Source organism: Barrientosiimonas humi, from assembly GCF_006716095.1.
GTDB classification, from domain to species: domain Bacteria; phylum Actinomycetota; class Actinomycetes; order Actinomycetales; family Dermatophilaceae; genus Barrientosiimonas; species Barrientosiimonas humi.
The window spans coordinates 1,612,831-1,631,586 of sequence record NZ_VFOK01000001.1; the positions used below are offsets into that span (position 1 = coordinate 1,612,831).

Annotated in this window: 17 protein-coding genes; 1 reads left to right on the forward strand and 16 read right to left on the reverse strand. The window is 73.0% G+C overall.

Annotated features, from left to right (window positions below; all coding sequences use genetic code 11):
* Positions 1-22: 22 nt before the first annotated feature.
* From FB554_RS07545 to efp, 10 genes are all read right to left on the reverse strand, one after another.
* Positions 23-964, reverse strand: coding sequence for a nitronate monooxygenase (locus tag FB554_RS07545; RefSeq protein ID WP_142005399.1), 942 nt, complete (start codon positions 962-964; stop codon positions 23-25).
* Complete coding sequence (locus tag FB554_RS07550; RefSeq protein WP_142005400.1) at positions 961-1,803, reverse strand: iron-sulfur cluster-binding protein; 843 nt, start codon at positions 1,801-1,803, stop codon at positions 961-963. Before FB554_RS07550 ends, FB554_RS07545 begins: the two co-directional genes overlap by 4 nt.
* Positions 1,800-5,159 carry a carbamoyl-phosphate synthase large subunit gene (gene carB, locus FB554_RS07555; protein WP_142005401.1) on the reverse strand — a complete coding sequence of 1,120 codons (3,360 nt, stop codon included), beginning with the start codon at positions 5,157-5,159 and terminating at the stop codon, positions 1,800-1,802. The genes FB554_RS07550 and carB overlap by 4 nt, the downstream gene beginning before the upstream one ends.
* Complete coding sequence (gene carA, locus FB554_RS07560; RefSeq protein ID WP_236022332.1) at positions 5,159-6,355, reverse strand: glutamine-hydrolyzing carbamoyl-phosphate synthase small subunit; 1,197 nt, start codon at positions 6,353-6,355, stop codon at positions 5,159-5,161. The genes carB and carA overlap by 1 nt, the downstream gene beginning before the upstream one ends.
* A complete protein-coding gene (locus FB554_RS07565) occupies positions 6,352-7,689 on the reverse strand; it encodes a dihydroorotase (protein WP_142005402.1) in 1,338 nt (445 codons plus the stop codon). The genes carA and FB554_RS07565 overlap by 4 nt, the downstream gene beginning before the upstream one ends.
* Positions 7,689-8,627 (reverse strand): aspartate carbamoyltransferase catalytic subunit, encoded by a 939-nt coding sequence (locus tag FB554_RS07570; protein WP_142005403.1) that lies wholly within the window; start codon positions 8,625-8,627, stop codon positions 7,689-7,691. Before FB554_RS07570 ends, FB554_RS07565 begins: the two co-directional genes overlap by 1 nt.
* Positions 8,624-9,217 carry a bifunctional pyr operon transcriptional regulator/uracil phosphoribosyltransferase PyrR gene (pyrR, locus tag FB554_RS07575; protein ID WP_142005404.1) on the reverse strand — a complete coding sequence of 198 codons (594 nt, stop codon included), beginning with the start codon at positions 9,215-9,217 and terminating at the stop codon, positions 8,624-8,626. The genes FB554_RS07570 and pyrR overlap by 4 nt, the downstream gene beginning before the upstream one ends.
* 142 nt (positions 9,218-9,359) lie before the next feature.
* Positions 9,360-10,157 (reverse strand): acetyltransferase domain-containing protein, encoded by a 798-nt coding sequence (locus FB554_RS07580; RefSeq protein ID WP_142005405.1) that lies wholly within the window; start codon positions 10,155-10,157, stop codon positions 9,360-9,362.
* 28 nt (positions 10,158-10,185) lie between these two features.
* Positions 10,186-10,608: a transcription antitermination factor NusB gene (nusB, locus tag FB554_RS07585; RefSeq protein WP_142005406.1), complete on the reverse strand. Its 423-nt coding sequence runs from the start codon at positions 10,606-10,608 to the stop codon at positions 10,186-10,188.
* Positions 10,609-11,169: an elongation factor P gene (efp, locus tag FB554_RS07590; protein WP_142005407.1), complete on the reverse strand. Its 561-nt coding sequence runs from the start codon at positions 11,167-11,169 to the stop codon at positions 10,609-10,611. It lies immediately after the preceding gene.
* Positions 11,170-11,322: 153 nt separating this feature from the next.
* Here efp and FB554_RS07595 point away from each other — a divergent pair, with 153 nt between their 5' ends.
* On the forward strand, positions 11,323-12,894 hold the full coding sequence (locus tag FB554_RS07595; RefSeq protein WP_142005408.1) for an FMN-binding glutamate synthase family protein: 1,572 nt from the start codon (positions 11,323-11,325) through the stop codon (positions 12,892-12,894).
* A 31-nt stretch (positions 12,895-12,925) separates the two neighbouring features.
* On the opposite strand, the gene aroB is transcribed toward FB554_RS07595, so the two are convergent.
* The 6 genes from aroB to ruvX form a co-directional block, all read right to left on the reverse strand.
* Complete coding sequence (aroB, locus tag FB554_RS07600) at positions 12,926-14,113, reverse strand: 3-dehydroquinate synthase (protein ID WP_392426193.1); 1,188 nt, start codon at positions 14,111-14,113, stop codon at positions 12,926-12,928.
* Complete coding sequence (locus FB554_RS07605) at positions 14,110-14,649, reverse strand: shikimate kinase (protein ID WP_142005409.1); 540 nt, start codon at positions 14,647-14,649, stop codon at positions 14,110-14,112. Before FB554_RS07605 ends, aroB begins: the two co-directional genes overlap by 4 nt.
* Positions 14,650-14,825: 176 nt before the next feature.
* The gene (gene aroC, locus FB554_RS07610) at positions 14,826-16,043 is read right to left on the reverse strand and encodes a chorismate synthase (RefSeq protein WP_142005410.1); all 1,218 of its coding nucleotides are present in this window, start codon (positions 16,041-16,043) and stop codon (positions 14,826-14,828) included.
* A 61-nt stretch (positions 16,044-16,104) separates the two neighbouring features.
* Positions 16,105-16,950 (reverse strand): shikimate dehydrogenase, encoded by an 846-nt coding sequence (locus FB554_RS07615; protein WP_142005411.1) that lies wholly within the window; start codon positions 16,948-16,950, stop codon positions 16,105-16,107.
* On the reverse strand, positions 16,950-18,251 hold the full coding sequence (mltG, locus tag FB554_RS07620; RefSeq protein WP_142005412.1) for an endolytic transglycosylase MltG: 1,302 nt from the start codon (positions 18,249-18,251) through the stop codon (positions 16,950-16,952). Before mltG ends, FB554_RS07615 begins: the two co-directional genes overlap by 1 nt.
* A complete protein-coding gene (ruvX, locus tag FB554_RS07625; RefSeq protein WP_142005413.1) occupies positions 18,248-18,754 on the reverse strand; it encodes a Holliday junction resolvase RuvX in 507 nt (168 codons plus the stop codon). Before ruvX ends, mltG begins: the two co-directional genes overlap by 4 nt.
* Positions 18,755-18,756 lie beyond the last annotated feature (2 nt).

Sequence of the window (18,756 nt, forward strand, 5' to 3'; positions counted from 1 at the left end):
GGTCGACGGTCGTCGCGGGCGGTCACCGGTGCACCAGGCCCACCAGCTGCTGCACGTCGTGCAGCCCCAGCGCCTGCAGGTCGGCGACCAGCTCGTCCCGGAACGTGCGCAGCGCCCCCGGGTCGTGAATCAGCGCCGTCCCGAGCTGCACCGCGCTGGCGCCCGCCGCCATCGCCTGCGCCGCGTCGTGCCCGTTCGAGATCCCGCCGACCGCCACGATCGCCACCGGCGGCAGCCGTCCGTCGCGGATCGCGGCCGCGAGGTCGTGCACCGCGCGCAGCGTGACCGGCAGCAGCGCCGGTCCCGACAGGCCCGCGGAGCGCGCGGGCAGCGACAGGCGTACGCCGGTCATCGACAGCGCCCGCAGCGGGCTCGTGACCACGACGGCCTCGGCGCCGGACTTCACGCAGCCGCGCGCGATCTCGACGACGTCGCTCACGTCGGCGCTGAGCTTGGCCAGCACCGGCACGTTGCGCGGCAGCTCCTCACGCACCCTCGCGATGACCTTCGTCGCGGCAAAGTCGGCGTAGGAGAACGGGATTCCCTTGTTGCCCGCGTCGGGGCAGGCCAGGTTGACCTCGACTCCGCCCACCCCGCGCAGCAGCGTGCGCCGCCGCAGCCCCGCGGCCGCCTGCGCGAACTCACCGCTGGTCGACCCGACGAGCGACGCGACGACCGGTACGCCCTGCTCGCCCTCCCACGGCACCCGCGTCGGCTGCATCGTGTCGGTGCCGATGGTCGGCCAATCCGTCGGCAGCACAAGGGAGCTCGGCGCTTCGGTCAGCCGGACGCGGTGCTGCGTCGGGTGCGACGACGCGCTGATCGACGGCGTCACGAGCGCGCCGAGGTGCTCCAGCACCCCGAGCCTGGCGAGCTCGTGACCGAACCCGCCGCACCCCGCCGCGGCCATCACCGGCGACGTCAGGCGCAGCCCACCGACCGACACCCGCAGGTTCACGCTCACGCGCGCGCCTCCAGCTCACCCGCGAGGCCGGCCAGGTACTGGTCCCACACCACCCGCGCGCCCCGCACGATCGGCCCGTCGCTGCACGCCCGGATGCTGTGCACCCGGTCGTCGCGGCCGCGCACCGGCAGCGTGCACGCCGAGCACAGCCCGGTCCCGCACGGCATGTCCTCGTGGATGGCCACCTGCGTCACCGCGCCCAGCGACTCCGCGAGCGGCGTGACGACGGCCAGCTCCTGGGCCCGGGCCGCGGCGTAGACGATCGCCGCGTCCTGCCGGCGCACGCCCGCGCGCACCGCCGCGCGCAGCGGCTCGTGCAGCCCGGTCTCCCCCGGCGTCACGACCGTCACGTTGCCGATGGTCCGCCGCGCCTCGACGACACCGAACAGGTGCCGGTCGTCCGACCCGGCCACCACCAGCTCGACCGGGCAGCCGCGGTCGCGCAGGGCGCGCGCCTGCCAGGCCAGCGGCGCGGCCGCCGTGTCGACGCCGACGACGAGGCACGGCAGCGGCTCCTGCGGCAGCGGGAACGCCCGCCCCAGCGGAGCGATCAGCGCCACCTCGTCGTGCACCCGACGGTCGGCCAGCCAGCGCATCCCCGGGTCGCGGTCGCCGTCGACGACGATGTCCACCGTCCCGCCGTACGTCCCGCTCGGCGTCACCGCGTGCAGCGGCACCGTGCGTCTCGCCACGAGCGCCGACACCGCGTCGCCCACGGCGACCGACACCAGGTGCCCCGGCCGCGCGATCTCCCCGACACCGGGCGCGACGAACGTCAGGTGCGTGAACGCCCCGACCTTGCGCGTCGCGATCAGCTCCCCGGTGACGGCGACGGTCATGCGCCCTCGCTCGCGCCCGGATCCGGTTGCTGGCCATACAGATCCAGCTCGGCGGCGTGCTCCTGCAACGCCTTGACCCGGGTGATCCCGGTGCGCTGCGCCTCGATGCCCTGCACCGCGGCCGCGAGCTGCTGCACCGTGGTGATGATCGGCTTGTCGACGCTGGTCGTGGCCGCGCGGATGGCGTAGCCGTCGGCCCGCGCGTCACGCCCCGACGGGGTGTTGACGACCATGCCGACCTCGCCGGACAGGATGTGGTCGACGATCGTGCGCGGACCGTCGGCCCGCTGCCCCGCGTGGTGCTTGTGCACGACCTCGGCGTGAATCCCGTTGCGCCGCAGCACATCTGCCGTGCCGGCCGTGGCCAGCAGGCGGAAGCCGAGGTCGGCCAGCCGCTTCACCGGGAAGATCATCGCGCGCTTGTCGCGGTTGGCGACGGACACGAAGACCGTGCCCTCGGCCGGCAGCCCCGAGGTGCTCGCGAGCTGGCTCTTGGCGAACGCCGAGCCGAAGGCGTCGTCGATGCCCATGACCTCGCCGGTGCTGCGCATCTCGGGCCCGAGCAGGCTGTCGACCACCTGGCCCTCGCGGGTGCGGAACCGCTTGAACGGCAGCACCGCCTCCTTGACGTTGACCGGCGCGTGGATCGGCATCATGCCGCCGTCGCCGTGCGGCGGCAGCAGCCCCTCCTCGCGCAGCTCCTCGATCGTCTCGCCGAGCATGATCCGGGCCGCGGCCTTGGCGATCGGCACCCCGGTCGACTTGGCGACGAACGGAACCGTCCGGCTCGCACGGGGATTCGCCTCCAGGACGTAGAGCACGTCCTGCGCCAGCGCGAACTGCACGTTCATCAGCCCACGCACCCCGATGCCCTCCGCGAGGGCCAGGGTCGAGCGGCGTACGCGCTCCATCTCCTCGGGTCCGAGCGTCACCGGCGGCAGCACGCACGCCGAGTCACCGGAGTGGATGCCGGCCTCCTCGATGTGCTCCATGATCCCGCCGAGATACATCTCGCGACCGTCGTAGAGCGCGTCCACGTCGATCTCGATCGCCTCGTCGAGGAAGCGGTCGACCAGCACGGGGTACTCCGGCGACGCGGTGGTCGCGCGGGTGACGTAGGACGCCAGCGTCTCGTCGTCGTACACGATCTCCATGCCCCGGCCGCCGAGGACGTACGACGGGCGCACCAGGACGGGGTAGCCGATCTCGCGCGCGACCTCGATCGCGTCGTCGGTGCTATACGCCGTCCCGTGCCGCGGTGCGGGCAGGTCGGCCTCGGCGAGCACCCGGCCGAACGCCCCACGGTCCTCGGCGAGGTCGATCGCCTCGGGCGACGTGCCGACGATCGGCACACCGGCCTCCTTGAGCGCCTTGGCGAGGCCCAGCGGCGTCTGCCCGCCGAGCTGCACGATCACGCCGGCGAGCGGACCCGCCACCCGTTCGGCGTGCACCACCTCGAGCACGTCCTCCAGCGTCAGCGGCTCGAAGTAGAGCCGGCTGGAGGTGTCGTAGTCGGTGGACACCGTCTCGGGGTTGCAGTTGACCATCACGGTGTCGAAACCCTTGTCGCGCAACGCGAACGACGCGTGCACGCAGGAGTAGTCGAACTCCACGCCCTGCCCGATCCGGTTCGGCCCGGAGCCCAGGATGATGACGGCCGGCCGCTCGCGCGGCAGCACCTCGGTCTCGGAGTCGTAGGAGCTGTAGTAGTACGGCGTGTGCGCCGCGAACTCCGCCGCGCAGGTGTCGACGGTCTTGTAGACCGGCCGCACCCCGAGGGCGTGGCGCACGCCCCGCACGACCGCCTCGGGCGTCTGGGTGATCTGCGCCAGCTGGGCGTCGCTGAAGCCGTGCCGCTTGGCCCGGCGCAGCAGCTCCGGGGTCAGCTGGTCGGCCTGCGCCAGCTCGTCGGCCAGGTCGTTGATGAGCTGCATCTGGTCGAGGAACCACGGGTCGATGCCGGTCTCCTCGTGCACCTCCTCGACGCTGAGACCGCCGCGCAGCGCCTGCTGCACCAGCACGATCCGCCCGTCGGTCGGCGTCTTGGCCTCCTGCAGCAGGGCCCGCGCCATCTCGGTGGTCGGCAGCGACTCGGGGTCCCAGTGGAAGGAGGACCCCTTGCGCTCGGTCGAGCGCAGCGCCTTCTGCAGCGCCTCGGTGAAGTTGCGCCCGATCGCCATGGCCTCGCCCACCGACTTCATCGTCGTGGTGAGCGTCGGGTCGGCCGCGGGGAACTTCTCGAACGCGAAGCGCGGCACCTTCACGACGATGTAGTCGAGCGTCGGCTCGAACGCCGCGGGGTACCACGCGCCGGTGCCGTCGACCGTCGAGGAGGAGGTGATGTCGTTCGGCACCTCGTCGAGGGTGTAGCCGATCGCCATCTTCGCCGCGATCTTGGCGATCGGGAAGCCGGTGGCCTTCGAGGCGAGCGCGCTCGAGCGCGACACCCGCGGGTTCATCTCGATGACGATGATCCGGCCGTCCTGCGGGTTCACCGCGAACTGGATGTTGCAGCCGCCGGTGTCGACGCCGACCTCGCGGATGACCGCGATGCCGATGTCGCGCATCCGCTGGTACTCCCGGTCGGTCAGCGTCAGCGCGGGCGCCACGGTGATCGAGTCGCCGGTGTGCACGCCCATCGGGTCGAGGTTCTCGATCGAGCAGACCACGACGACGTTGTCGGCGCGGTCGCGCATGACCTCGAGCTCGTACTCCTTCCACCCCAGGATCGACTCTTCGAGCAGCACCTCGGTGGTCGGGCTGGCCTGCAGCCCCGCCCCGGCGATGCGTCGCAGGTCGTCCTCGTCGAACGCGAAGCCGGACCCGAGGCCGCCCATCGTGAACGACGGACGCACGACCATCGGGTAGCCGAGCTCCTTTGCGGCAGAAAGACATTCGTCCATCGAGCGCGCGATCAGAGAGCGGGCCGACTCGGCGCCGACCTTCTCGACGACGCCCTTGAACCGCTCGCGGTCCTCGCCCAGCTGGATCGCCTCGACGTTGGCCCCGATCAGCGGGCAGTCGTACTTCTCCAGCACCCCCGCCTCGTGCAGCGAGATCGCCGTGTTGAGCGCGGTCTGCCCGCCGAGCGTCGCGAGCACCGCGTCGGGCCGCTCCTTGGCGATGATCGCCTCGACCACCTCGGGGGTGATCGGCTCGACGTACGTCGCGTCGGCCATCTCCGGGTCGGTCATGATCGTCGCCGGGTTGGAGTTGACCAGGACGACCCGGATCCCCTCCTCACGCAGCACCCGGCAGGCCTGGGTGCCGGAGTAGTCGAACTCCGCAGCCTGCCCGATCACGATCGGGCCGGACCCGATCACGAGCACGCTCTTGATGTCGTCACGCTTGGGCATCAGGCGCGCACTCCCTCGTTTTCGCTCATCAGATCCACGAACCGGTCGAACAGATACCCCGCGTCGTGCGGACCGGCCGCCGCCTCGGGGTGGTACTGCACCGAGAACGCAGGCAGGTCAAGGCATTCCAGCCCCTCGACCACGTCGTCGTTGAGGCAGACGTGGCTCACCCGCACCCGGCCGTACGCCGTCCCCGCCTGCGCGTCGGACGGCGCCTGCACCTCGCCCTCGGTCGGCGCGTCCACGGCGAACCCGTGGTTGTGCGCGGTCACCTCGACCTTCCCGGTCGAGCGGTCCAGCACCGGCTGGTTGATGCCGCGGTGGCCGTACTTCAGCTTGAACGTGCCGAAGCCGAGCGCCCGCCCGAGGATCTGGTTGCCGAAGCAGATGCCGAAGAACGGGATCCGCGCGTCGAGCACCTCGCGCAGCAGGTCGACCTGCGGGGCGGACGACGGGTCGCCGGGCCCGTTGGAGAAGAACACTCCGTCGGGCGCGACCTCGCGGATCTGCTCGATCGTCGAGTCGGCCGGCAGCACGTGCACCTCGATGCCGCGCTCGCTCATCAGCTGCGGAGTCATCGCCTTGATGCCGAGGTCGACCGCGGCGACGGTGAACCGCTTCTCCCCCACCGCCGGCACGACGTACGCCTCGTCGGTCGAGACCTCCGAGGCCAGCTCGGAGCCGGCCATGGCCGGCTGCTCGCACACGTCGGCCACCAGGTCGCGGCGCGGCCGCTCGGCGTCCTCGCCGCTGAAGATGCCCACGCGCATCGCGCCGCGCTCGCGCAGGTGGCGGGTCAGCGCGCGGGTGTCGATCTCGCAGATGCCGACCACGCCCTGGTCGGCCAGGTCGTCCTCCAGGGTGCGCGTCGCGCGCCAGCTGGACGGGCGTACGGCCGGGTCGCGCACGACGTATCCGGACACCCAGATGCGCCGCGACTCGGCGTCCTCGTCGTTGACGCCGGTGTTGCCGACGTGCGGCGCGGTCATGACGACGACCTGCTGGTGGTAGCTGGGGTCGGTCAGCGTCTCCTGGTAGCCGGTCATGCCGGTGGAGAAGACCGCCTCGCCGGTCGTGGTGCCGACCGCGCCGTAGGAGCGGCCCTCGAACGTGCGCCCGTCCTCCAGCACCAGCACCGCCGGCCCGCGCTCGGCGTAGCGGCCCCGTGCGGGTCCGGTTGTCAGCTCGTCGGTCACGCCGATTCTCCTTGCTGCTGGGTCTGTCCGTGCTCATGCGTCTGCGTGCCCCGCAGGTAGGTCGCGCGCACCTGGCCGGTGAGCTCGCGTCCGTGCCAGGGGTTGTTGCGCGACAGCGACCTGCTGTCGGCCCGGTCGACGGTCGCGGTGGCCGCGGGGTCGACCAGGACCAGGTTGGCCGGCTCGCCCGGCTCCAGCGGGCGGCCCTGCCCGGTGAGCCCGGCGATGCGCGCCGGGCGGGTCGACATCGCGGCGGCCACGTCGGCCCAGGTCATCAGCCCGGGCTGCACCATCACCGTCGCGACGACCGACAGGGCCTGCTCGAGGCCGAGCATCCCGAACGCGGCCTCGGCGAACGCGTGCTCCTTGTCGTGCCGCGCGTGCGGAGCGTGGTCGGTGGCGACCGCGTCGACGGTGCCGTCGGCGAGGGCGGCGCGCAGGGCCTCGACGTCCTCCTGCGGCCGCAGCGGCGGGTTGACCTTGAACACCGGGTCGTAGTCGGTGAGCAGGTCGGTGGTGAGCATCAGGTGGTGCGGGGTGACCTCGGCGGTGACCGAGATCCCTTGTGCTTTGGCCCATCTCACGACCTCGACCGACCCGGCGGTCGACACGTGGGCGACGTGCACCCGCGACCCGGTGTGCCGCGCGAGCATCACGTCGCGCGCGACGATCGTCTCCTCGGCGACGCCGGGCCAGCCGGGCAGCCCCAGCCGGCCGGACAGCTCGCCCTCGTGGCAGCAGGCCTGCCCGTCGGCGAGCCGCGGGTCCTGCGCGTGCTGCGAGACGACCCCGTCGAACGCCTTGACGTACTCCAGCGCGCGGCGCATCAGCCGGGCGTCGTGCACGCACTTGCCGTCGTCGCTGAACACCCGCACGGCTGCTCGCGACCGGGCCATCAGCCCGAGCTCGGCGAGCTCCTCGCCCGCGAGCCCCTTGGTCACCGCACCCACCGGCTGCACGTCGACCAGGCCGGCCGCACGCCCGAGGTCGAGCACCCGCTCGGCGGCCTCGGCGGTGTCGGTCACGGGGGAGGTGTTGGCCATCGCCAGCACCGCGGTGAAGCCGCCGGCGGCAGCGGCCGCGGAGCCGCTGCGCACCGTCTCGGCGTCCTCGCGGCCGGGCTCGCGCAGGTGGGTGTGCAGGTCGACCAGGCCGGGCAGCGCCACGAGCCCGTCGGCGTCGACGACGGCGGCGCCCTTCGGCGCGCGCACCGAACCGACCTCGGCGACCAGCCCGTCGCGCAGCAGCAGGTCGCCCCGTCCGGCCCCGGCGAGGTCGGCCCCGCGGATCACGGTCACCTGACCGGCGTCCGCTCCAGTCACGTTGTCTCCCATCAGGATTCGGCCCCCTCGGCCGAGCCGGCCAGCAGGTGGTAGAGCACGCTCATCCGCACCGCGACCCCGGCCGACACCTGGTCGAGGATCACCGACCGGGCCTCGTCGGCGGCGTCGGCAGCGATCTCCAGACCGCGGTTCATCGGCCCGGGGTGGGCGATGACGGCGTGCTCGGGCAGCAGCCGCAGCCGGTCGCGGGTGAGGCCGTAGCCCACGGTGTACTCGCGGGGCGTCGGGAAGTAGCCGCCCGACATCCGCTCGCGCTGCACGCGCAGCATCATCACCGCGTCGACGTCGGGCAGGACGGCGTCGAGGTCGTACGTCGTCGCGAAGCCGTCGTGCTTCGACCAGGCCCCGATGCCGCTCGGCATCAGGGTGGGCGGCGCGACCAGGGTGACCCGGGCGCCGAGCGTGCGCAGCAGGATCAGGTTCGAGCGCACGACCCGCGAGTGGGTGAGGTCGCCGACGATCGCGACGTGCCGGCCCTCGAGGTCGCCGAGCCGGCTGCGCATCGTGTACGCGTCGAGCAGCGCCTGCGTGGGGTGCTCGTGCGTGCCGTCGCCGGCGTTGACCACCGAGGCGTCGACCCAGTCGGCGACCTGGCGCGGCGCGCCGCTCGCGTGGTGCCGGATCACCAGGGCGTCGACCCCCATCGAGCCGACGGTGAGCACCGTGTCGCGCAGCGACTCCCCCTTGCTCACCGACGACCCCTTGGCCGAGACGTTGATGACGTCGGCCGAGAGCCACTTGCCGGCGATCTCGAAGGAGCTGCGGGTGCGGGTGGAGTCCTCGAAGAACAGGTTGACGACGGTGCGCCCGCGCAGGGCGGGCAGCTTCTTGACGTCGCGGCGCTGCACGTCGTGCATCTGCTCTGCGGTGTCGAGGATCTGGGTGACGTCCGCGCGGCTCAGGTCGGCGGCGGACAGCAGGTGCTTCATCGCGGGTCTCCGTCGACGATCTGGACCGCGTCGTCGCCACCGTCGTGCTCGGCGAGCCGCACGGTCACGCGCTCGGACTTGGCGGTCGGGAGGTTCTTGCCCACGTGGTCGGCCCGGATGGGCAGCTCGCGGTGACCGCGGTCGACCAGCACGGCCAGGCGTACGGCGCGGGGTCGGCCCAGGTCGCCGAGCGCGTCGAGCGCGGCGCGCACCGTGCGCCCGGAGAACAGCACGTCGTCGACGAGCACCACGACCTTGTCGTCGATGCCGCCCTCGGGGATCGCGGTGCTGTGCGCCTGGCGCACCGGCTGACGGCGCAGGTCGTCGCGATACATCGTCACGTCGAGCGCACCGACCGGCACCGGCCCGCCCTCGACGTCCTCCAGGGCGGCGGCCAGCCGCTCGGCGAGCGCCACACCGCGGCTCGGGATGCCGAGCACGACGAGGTCGTCGGTGCCCTTGTTGTGCTCGATCACCTCGTGCGCGATGCGCCGGAGGGCCCGGGAGATGTCACCGGGACTGAGAACGGTGCGGCCGGGCTGGGACGGATCACCAGCGGCCGCGGGTACGTCTGCGTCGGGACGCGCCACAGCGCGGACCTCCTTCGCCGCCTCACGGGACGGAATCGTTAAAGGATGTCGTTCGCCGACGATCGTACCGCCTGCCCCGCCCTGCCCCGGACGCCCGTCTCAGAGTTGCTCGAGACCCACTTTCGAGACCTCAGCCGAGACCTCAGCGCCGCAGCCAGACCCACGCGTTCAGCAGCCCCAGCAGGATCGGCTGGTGCAGCAGGTAGATCACCAGGGTGTGCCGCCCGACGAAGGCCAGCCACCCGAGCGGCCCACGGTCGGTGCGCACCCGCGCCAGGCGTACGTCGTCGCCCCGCTCGCGCAGCGTGCGCATCAGCACGATCCCGAGCAGGGTCAGCCCGAACAGCGGCAGCAGCGGGGCGTGGTCGATGGTCGGCTGCACACCCTCGGTGAGTCCGGTCCAGGACAGCCAGCGCGAGTCGCCGGGGATCGTGACCAGCCCGGGCAGCGCGAACGCCAGCACCGCGGCGCCGACCGCGAGCAGCCGCGAGGCCCGCAGGAACGGCAGCGCCAGCACGCTCGCGACCGCGAGGCACTGCAGGATGCCGAAGCTGACCCACTGGCTCGGGAAGATCAGCAGCGTCACCACGCTGACCAGCAGGGCGTAGCCGACCAGCTCGGCCAGCCGGCGCAGGAACTTGCGCGGCCGGAACCGGTCGCCGTGCGCCAGCACCAGGCTCACGCCGACCAGGAAGATGAACGACCCGGCGATGCCGTGCGCGACGTTCTTGCCGGTCTCGCCCTGGGCCGGGGTGCTGTCGATCAGCCCGAGGTCACCCAGGTCCCACACCAGGTGGTAGACCACGACCGCGACGATCGCGACACCGCGGGCCACGTCGATCAGGCCGATGCGGCCGGCCCCCTGGCCGGTCCGCTCGTGCTCGGGGGCCACACGGGTGGCCGGGCTGGTGCTCATGCCCGGTCCGACGTCGTACGCCATCGGCTGGCTCCCTCCCCCTCGTCGCCGCTCAGACCAGGGTGGCCTTCACGTCGGCGATGCGCGAGAGCAACCCGTTGATGAAGGCGGGCGACTCGTCGGTGGACAGCTCGGTCGCGAGCGCCACCGCCTCGCTGATGGCGACGCCGTCGGGCACGTCGTCGAGGTAGAGCACCTCGAACGTCGCGACCCGCAGCAGCGCACGGTCCACGGCGGGCATCCGCTCCAGCGGCCAGCCCTGGCTGTAGGTCGTCAGCGCCTCGTTGATCGGGTGCCAGCGCGAGACGACGCCGCGCACCAGGGTGTCGGTGTGCTCGCGCGGCGGGATGTCACCGCTGGGCTCGGCGATCCGCTGCTCCAGCAGGTCGACGGCGTTGACCCCGCGCTGCTCGGCCTCGAACAGCAGGTCCAGCGCGGCCCTGCGGGCCTTGGTGCGCGCGGTCGGCCTGCTCACTCAGCTGACCCGGCCGAGGTAGGAACCGTCGCGGGTGTCGACCTTGACCCTGGTGCCCTGCTCCAGGAACAGCGGCACCTGGATCACGGCGCCGGTCTCCAGCGTCGCGGGCTTGGTGCCCCCGGTGGAGCGGTCGCCCTGCAGGCCCGGCTCGGTGTGCGCGATCTCGAGCACGACCGAGGCCGGCAGCTCGATGTAGAGCACGGTGCCGTCGTGCTGGGCGACGATCGCCTCCTGGTTCTCCAGCAGGAAGCCGGCGGCCTTGCCGACGGTCGTGGCCGGCACGTGGATCTGGTCATAGGTCTTGGAGTCCATGAACACGAAGTCCTCACCGTCGCGGTAGAGGTACTGCATGTCCGAGCGGTCGACGTTCGCGGTGTCGACCTTGACGCCCGCGTTGAACGTCTTGTCGACGACCTTGCCGGAGAGCACGTTCTTGAGCTTGGTGCGCACGAAGGCCGGACCCTTGCCGGGCTTGACGTGCTGGAACTCCACCACGGACCACAGCTGGCCCTCCAGGTTGAGCACCATGCCGTTCTTCAGATCGTTCGTGCTGGCCATCGTTCTCTTTCGCTCGGGACGGTCCCCGCTGGGCACGCGTGAGCGCCCGGGGATCGGGGTTTCGCCCAGTCTACCGGGCTGCGCCGCCCCCGCCGTACGCCTCACCCGGCTCGGTGGTTGGCCGCGGCCCCGCGGAGGGACAGACTGCGAGGCATGAGCTGGACCCGAGCCGCCGGCGTCGCCGCGATCGCGACCCTCGGTGTCGCCGCGCGCGACCTGACCCAGAAGAAGCACGCGCTGCTGCGCAACTACCCCGTGCTCGGCCACGGCAGATACCTGCTGGAGACCATCGGGCCGGAGCTGCGGCAGTACATCGTGACGAGCAACGACCAGGAGCGGCCGTTCAGCCGCGACCAGCGCTCCTGGATCTACGCCTCGGCCAAGCACGAGAACAACTACATCGGGTTCGGCACCGACGACGACGTCGAGAACGGCGTGGGCTACCCCATCATCAAGCACCGCACGTTCAGCGCCGCCGTGCCGGCGGGCGGGGTGCACGCCGGGGAGGACGAGGCGCTGCCCTCGGCCAAGGTCCTCGGCGCCGCGCGCGGCCGGGCGCAGGCGTTCCGGCCGTGCTCGGTGGTCAACGTCTCGGCGATGAGCTTCGGGTCGCTGTCCGGTCCCGCGATCGAGGCGATCAACCGGGGCGTGGCGATGGCCGGGGCGCTGCACAACACCGGCGAGGGCGGGCTGTCCTCCCACCACCGGCAGGGCGGCGACCTGATCCTGCAGATCGGCACCGGCTACTTCGGCTGCCGCGACGAGCAGGGCCGCTTCGACCTGGCCCGGCTGAAGGACGTCGTCGCGAGCGCGCCCGTGCGGGCCATCGAGATCAAGCTCAGCCAGGGGGCCAAGCCGGGCCTCGGCGGGGTGCTGCCGGCGGCCAAGGTCACCCCGGAGATCGCCGAGATCCGCGGCGTCCCGCTCGGCCAGGACGTCATCAGCCCCAGCCGGCACGCGGAGTTCCACGACGTCGACTCGATGCTCGACTGGGTCGAGCTCGTCGCCGCCGAGACCGGTCTGCCGGTCGGTGTGAAGTCGGCCGTCGGCGACCTGCTGTTCTGGGAGCGGCTCACCGAGCAGATGGCCCGGGGCGACCGCGGCGTCGACTTCGTCACCATCGACGGCGGCGAGGGCGGCACGGGCGCGGCGCCGCAGGTGTTCAGCGACGCGGTGGCGCTGCCCTTCTTCGTGGCGTTCACCCGGGTCTACCGGATGTTCGCGGCGGCCGGCCTCACCGACGACGTCACCTTCGTCGGCTCCGGCAAGCTCGGCCTGCCCAAGAACGCCATCACCGCGATGGCGCTCGGCGTGGACCTGCTGCACGTCGCGCGCGAGGCGATGCTCGCCGTCGGGTGCATCCAGTCGCAGAAGTGCCACACCGACAAGTGCCCCACCGGCGTCGCCACGCAGAGCCCGTGGCTGGCGCGCGGCCTGGACCCGACGGACAAGGCGGTGCGGCTGGCGTCCTACGTCAAGACGCTGCGCCGCGACCTGCTCAAGGTCAGCGAGGCCGTCGGCGTGCTGCACCCGGGACTGATCACGCCCGACGACATCGAGCTGATGGAGGGCCAGCGGCACGGCCGGACGCTGCGCGAGATCTACGACTACGAGCCCGGCTGGGGCACGCTCGGCCGCTCGCTCGACGACGAGATCTGCCGGATCATGCTGGACATCGCCCCGCAGGGCGGCTCGGCCCCACCGAGCGGCACGGCCGAGCACTGAGCCGCACGGTCCGAACGCTCAGCGGCGCTGCTCAGCCGCGGACGGCGTCGTACGCCCCGCGCAGCTGCTGCTCGCTCGGCCCCTCGAGCCGGGTCGTGCGCCCGACCCCGCCGTCCAGCGCCACGAACCGCAGCAGCGCACCGCGCGTCTTCTTGTCGCGGCGCATCGCGGCCAGCAGGTCATCGAACCCGCGGCCGGCCGAGGGTGCGTACGTCGTCGGCAGCCCGAGCGCGCCCAGCACCTCGCGGTGCCGGGCCACCAGGGCGTCGTCGACCAGGCCGGCGGACCGGGCCAGCTCGGCGACGTAGACCATGCCGACCGCGACGGCGTCGCCGTGGCGCCAGGTGTAACCCTCGACCTGCTCGATCGCGTGGGCGAAGGTGTGGCCGTAGTTGAGGATCTCGCGCAGCGAGGACTCCTTGAGGTCGGCCGCCACCACCTTCGCCTTGACCGCGACGGCCCGCTCGACCAGCTCGGGCAGCACCGGGCCGTCGAGGTCGGTCGCGGCCGCGGGATCGGCCTCGAGCAGCTCGAGGATGCGCGGGTCGGCGATGAAGCCGCACTTCACGACCTCGGCCATGCCGGCGAGGAGATCGGGCCGCGGGAGGGTGCGCAGGGTGTCGAGGTCGATCAGCACGCCGGCCGGCTCGTGGAAGGAACCGACGAGGTTCTTGCCCGCGGCGGTGTTGATGCCGGTCTTGCCGCCGACGGCCGCGTCGACCATGCCGAGCAGCGTGGTCGGCACCTGCACGACCCGCACCCCGCGCAGCCAGGTGGCGGCGACGAACCCGCCGAGGTCGGTGGTCGCTCCCCCGCCCAGCGCCACGACCGCGTCGCTGCGGGTGAAGTCGTGCTCGCCCAGCACCTGCCACAGCCGCTCGGCCACCGCGGCGGTCTTGGCCTCCTCGGCGTCGGGCACCTGCTCGACCACCACGTCGAGACCCTGCGCGGCCAGCTGGTCGCGCACCGGACCCGCGAGCCCCGCCACCCCGGGGGCGTGCACGAGCAGCACCCGACGGGCACCCTCGCCGACGAGCCGAGCGATCGCCCCGCTCCCCGGCGTGCCGCGGCCGGGCGTGCCGCTCCCGGGCGCACCGCTCCCGGGCGCACCGCTGCCGAGCACACCGCGCCCGATCACCACGTCGTAGACATCGCCCACCGCGATCGTGCGGGGAGAGGCCAGCGCCTCGGCGCCCGGCTCCTCGCTCCCGATCGTCACGGCGCGCCGTCCTCGAGCGCGGCCGCCACGGCGGTCGCCACGTCGTCGGCCGAGCGCCCGCTGGTGTCGACGACGACGTCGGCGAGCCGGGCGTACGTCGGGCGGCGCTGCTCCATCAGCCGCGACCACTGAGCCCGCGGGTTGACCGACAGCAACGGCCGCGACCGGTCGAACCCGATGCGCGGAGACGCGTCAGCGATGCCGACCTCGAGCAGCACGACCGGCAGGTCGGCGATGAGCTCCTGGACCGGCTCCTGCATGGGTGCCCCACCGCCCAGCGCCAGCACCCCGGGCCGGCGCACCGCGGCGCGCACCGCCTCGACCTCCAGCGCACGGAATGCCGGCTCGCCGTCCTCGACGAAGATGTCGCTGATCGTGCGACCGGTCGCGGACTCCACCTCGGCATCCGTGTCGACCAGGTCGAGCCCCCACCGCTCGGCGAGCAGCCGCCCCACGGTCGACTTCCCGGCACCCGGCGGCCCGATGAGCACCACCCGCGGCCGCGCTCCTCCGTCGCCTCGTTCCTCGCCGCTCATGCCCTCTGTCGCGCTCGGTCGCACTCCGCTCCGGCCGCGTGCTCCTTCGTCGCCCGCAACCTGCGCTGCGCGCTCCTCGCCGCTCATGCCCTCTGTCGCGCTCGGTCGCACTCCGCTCCGGCCGCGTGCTCCTTCGTCGCCCGCAACCTGCGCTGCGCGCTCCTCGCCGCTCCGGCTCACCATGACCGCATGACCTCCGGGATCGCCGCGAGGTAACCCTCCAGGTTGCGCCGGGTCTCGGCCACCGAGTCGCCGCCGAACTTCTCCAGGCACGCCTCGGCCAGCACCAGCGCGACCATCGCCTCGGCCACCACCCCCGCCGCCGGGACCGCGCACACGTCGGAGCGCTGGTGGATGGCCGTGGCGGCCTCGCCCGTCGCGACGTCGACCGTGCGCAGCGCCCGCGGCACGGTGCTGATCGGCTTCATCGCGGCGCGCACCCGCAGCGGGTCGCCGGTGGACATGCCCCCCTCGGTGCCGCCGGCGCGGTCGGTCACCCGGTGGATCACGTCGTGATCGCGCACGATCTCGTCGTGCGCCCGCGAGCCTCGGCGCGCGGCGGTGCGGAAGCCGTCGCCGACCTCGACACCCTTGATGGCCTGGATGCTCATCAGCGCCCCGGCGAGGCGGCCGTCGAGGCGCCGGTCCCAGTGCACGTGCGACCCGAGGCCCGGCGGCAGGCCGTAGGCCAGCACCTCGACCACGCCGCCCAGGGTGTCGCCGTCCTTCTTGGCCGCGTCGATCTCGGCGACCATCGCGGCCGAGCCGTCGGTGTCGAGCGTGCGCACCGGGTCGGCGTCGAGCCGGTCGACGTCGTCGGGCTGCGGCGCGGCGTCGTCGCTCGCGCCGGCCTCACCGATCGCGACGGTGTGCGAGACCAGCCGGATGCCGTACGCCTGCTCCAGGAACGAGGCCGCCACCTGACCGAGCGCCACCCGCGCCGCGGTCTCGCGGGCGGAGGCGCGCTCGAGCACCGGGCGGGCCTCGGTGAAGGCATATTTCTGCATGCCGACCAGGTCGGCGTGCCCCGGGCGGGGGCGGGTGAGCGGCCGGTTGCGGGCCAGCTCCTTCTCGGCGCCGACGTCGTCGGCCGCCGCGAGCGCGGCGGACTCGACCGGGCCGGGGCTCATCACGGTCTCCCACTTGGGCCACTCGGTGTTGGCGATGTGGATCGCGACGGGCGAGCCGAGCGAGAGCCCGTGCCGGAAGCCGCCGAGGATGCTCACCTGGTCCTTCTCGAACGACATCCGCGCCCCGCGGCCGTAACCCAGCCGTCGACGGGCCAGGGCCGCCTGCAGGTCGGCGACCGTGACCTCGACCCCGGCCGGCAGACCCTCGAGCATGGCGACCAGGGCAGGGCCGTGGGACTCCCCGGCAGTCATCCAGCGCAGCATGGCGCCGATCCTCCCACGCACCCCCGACAGCCCCGCCGGCGCTCCCGCAGGACAAGAAGCCTCAGCTGGCCGCCGGCTCCAGCGCCGCGCGCCCGGCCTCGGTCATCGCCTCCAGCGGCGGCTCGACGCCGGTCATCATCCGGAACTGCGCGGCCGCCTGGTGCACGAGCATCTCCACGCCGCTCAGCACCCGCGCGCCCCGCTGCTCGCTGATCGTCGCGAGCGAGGTCGGCCAGTCGGCGTAGACGCAGTCGAGCACGACCTGCCCCGGCGGCGCCGGGCGCTGCGCCAGGGCGATGGCGACGGTGTCGGCCGCGCCCGGCGGGGTCGTACTGACCATCAGCTGGGCGTCGGCCCAGTCGGCCACGGGGTCGCTGAACCGCCGCGTCGAGACGGTCATGCCGTGGTCGTGCGCCTGAGCCAGGGTGCTCTCGCGCACCTGGTCGCGCACGACGAACGTCACCTCGGTGATCCCGATCTGGTCGAGCGCGGCGAGCACCGCCCGGGCGGTCGCACCCGAGCCGATGATCGTGGCGCGGGCGGGGTGCTCGCCGCCCTCGTGCGCGGCGCACAGCGCCCCGCGCACCCCGGCGACGTCGGTGTTGTCCGCGAGCCAGCCGCCGTCGGGCCGGCGCACCAGCGTGTTGCCGGCGCCGACCTGCAGCGCGAGCGGAGTGCACTCGGTGGCCAGCAGCAGCGACTCCTCCTTGAGCGGCATCGTCAGCGACAGACCCCGCCACTGCGGCCCCAGCCCGACCAGGAAGTCGGCGAGTCCCCCGGCGCGCACCTCGTGCGCGTCGTAGGTCCAGTCGTGCAGCCCGGTCGCGGCATACCCCGTGCGGTGCAGCAGCGGCGACAGGCTGTGCGCCACCGGCGAGCCGAGGACCGCTGCCCGGTGGGTCGCCATCAGCACTTCCCCGGATTGTCGCGGCACCAGGTGCGGAACTCGCGCACGTTCTTGTCGTGCTCGGGCTTGGTCTCGGCGAACTTGGTCTCGCCCGTCTCCTGGTTCACGGTGACGAAGTAGAGCCAGTTGCCCTCGGCCGGCGCGGCGGCCGCCTTGATCGCGGCGACGCCCGGGTTGTTGATCGGCCCCGGCGGCAGCCCCTGGTTGCGGTAGGTGTTGTACGGGCTGTCGGTCTCCCGCTGCTGGGCGGTGGTGGTCACGGTGCCGCGCTTCTTGATGGCGTAGTGCACCGTGGAGTCCATCTGCAGCCGGCCCGCGGTCTCACCGCCGGGCTTGAGCCGGTTCTCGACCACGCGCGCCACCTTCGGCCCGTCGGCCCCGGCACGCGACTCACCCTGCACGATGCTCGCGACCGTCATCACCCGGTTGAGGTTGTCGGCCCGGATGCCGAGCGGACGCACCTGTCGCTTGAACTCGGCGACCATCCGCTTGAGCTGGTCGGTCGCGCTGGTCTTGGGGTCGAACTCGTAGGTCGAGGGGAACAGATATCCCTCGACGCGGTTGCTCGCCCCGGGCGGCAGGCCCAGCTGCTTGGGGTCGACCTCGGTGTAGTCGCCGATCGGGGTGTTCGTCGCCTTGGCGAGGCGGGCGTAGATCTCCGAGGCCCACAGCCCCTCGGGGATGGTGACGGCCTGGCCGGTGCGCGAGCCCGGCGTGAGCATCAGGGTGAGCGCCGAGCTGGAGCTCATCTCCTTGCGCAGCCGGTACGTACCGGGCTGGATCTTCGAGGCGTCGGGGTTGGTGGCGAACACCTGGGCGAACGTGCTGCCCGACTTGACCACGCCGGCCTCCTGCAGCCGCGCGCCGATCGCCGACCCGCTGTCGCCCTGCTCGACCTTGACGTCGACCTGGCCGCTGCCCTCGCCCTCGTAGTCGCCGCCGGCCTGGGAGCTGCCGAACCCGAGCGAGGGCATCCCGACCCCGAGCGTGCGGACGGCCACGAAACCACCGCCCACCACGAGCGCGAGCGCCAGTAGCAGCGGGATCCACGGGCGGCGGCCACGCGCCGGGCGGTCGTCGTAGTCGTCGTCGCCGCCCCGCTCGTCGACGTACGCCAACTCGGCGTCGTGCTCGGCCCGCGCCTCTGCGCGACGCCGGGCTGCGGCCCGGGTCGCCGGTGGGCGTTCGGCCGGGAGGCGGTGCCGCTCGGCAGGGACCTCCTCGCCCTCCGGTCGCGCGCCCGCGGGGTTGTCCCCGTCGTCGCGTCCGAACAGGGAGTTCCCGAGGTGGGAGTCGTTCATCCTCCGCCTTCCTGGCGTGCGGTGCGGCGCGCTCTCGGCTTTCGTCCCCCCACTGATTCTCCCGCAGGCTGTCCCGTCCGCCGCTCGGAGTCAAGCGCGACTTGCAGGATCAGCACAGCTGCTACCTGATCCACGTGCTTGCGGTGCTGCCGGCCGGCCACCCCGCCCTCGTGCAGCGCCCGGTGCGCGTCGACCGTCGTGAGCCGCTCGTCGACCAGCCGCACCGAGGTGCGCGGCAGCTGCTTCTTGAGCTCGCGCGCCCAGGTGCGGGCGTCCTGCGCGGCCGCCCCCTCGCTGCCGGAGAGCCCGACGGGCAGGCCCACGACGACCTCGATCGCCTCCCGCTCGGTCGCCTCCTGCGCGACCCGGCGCACGTCCCCGAGGGCCGCGGGCTCGCGGGTGAGCGTCTCGACCGGGGTCGCGAGGATCCCGTCGGCGTCGCTCGCGGACAGCCCGACCCGGGCCTTGCCCACGTCGACGCCGAGCCGGACGCCCCGCCGCACGC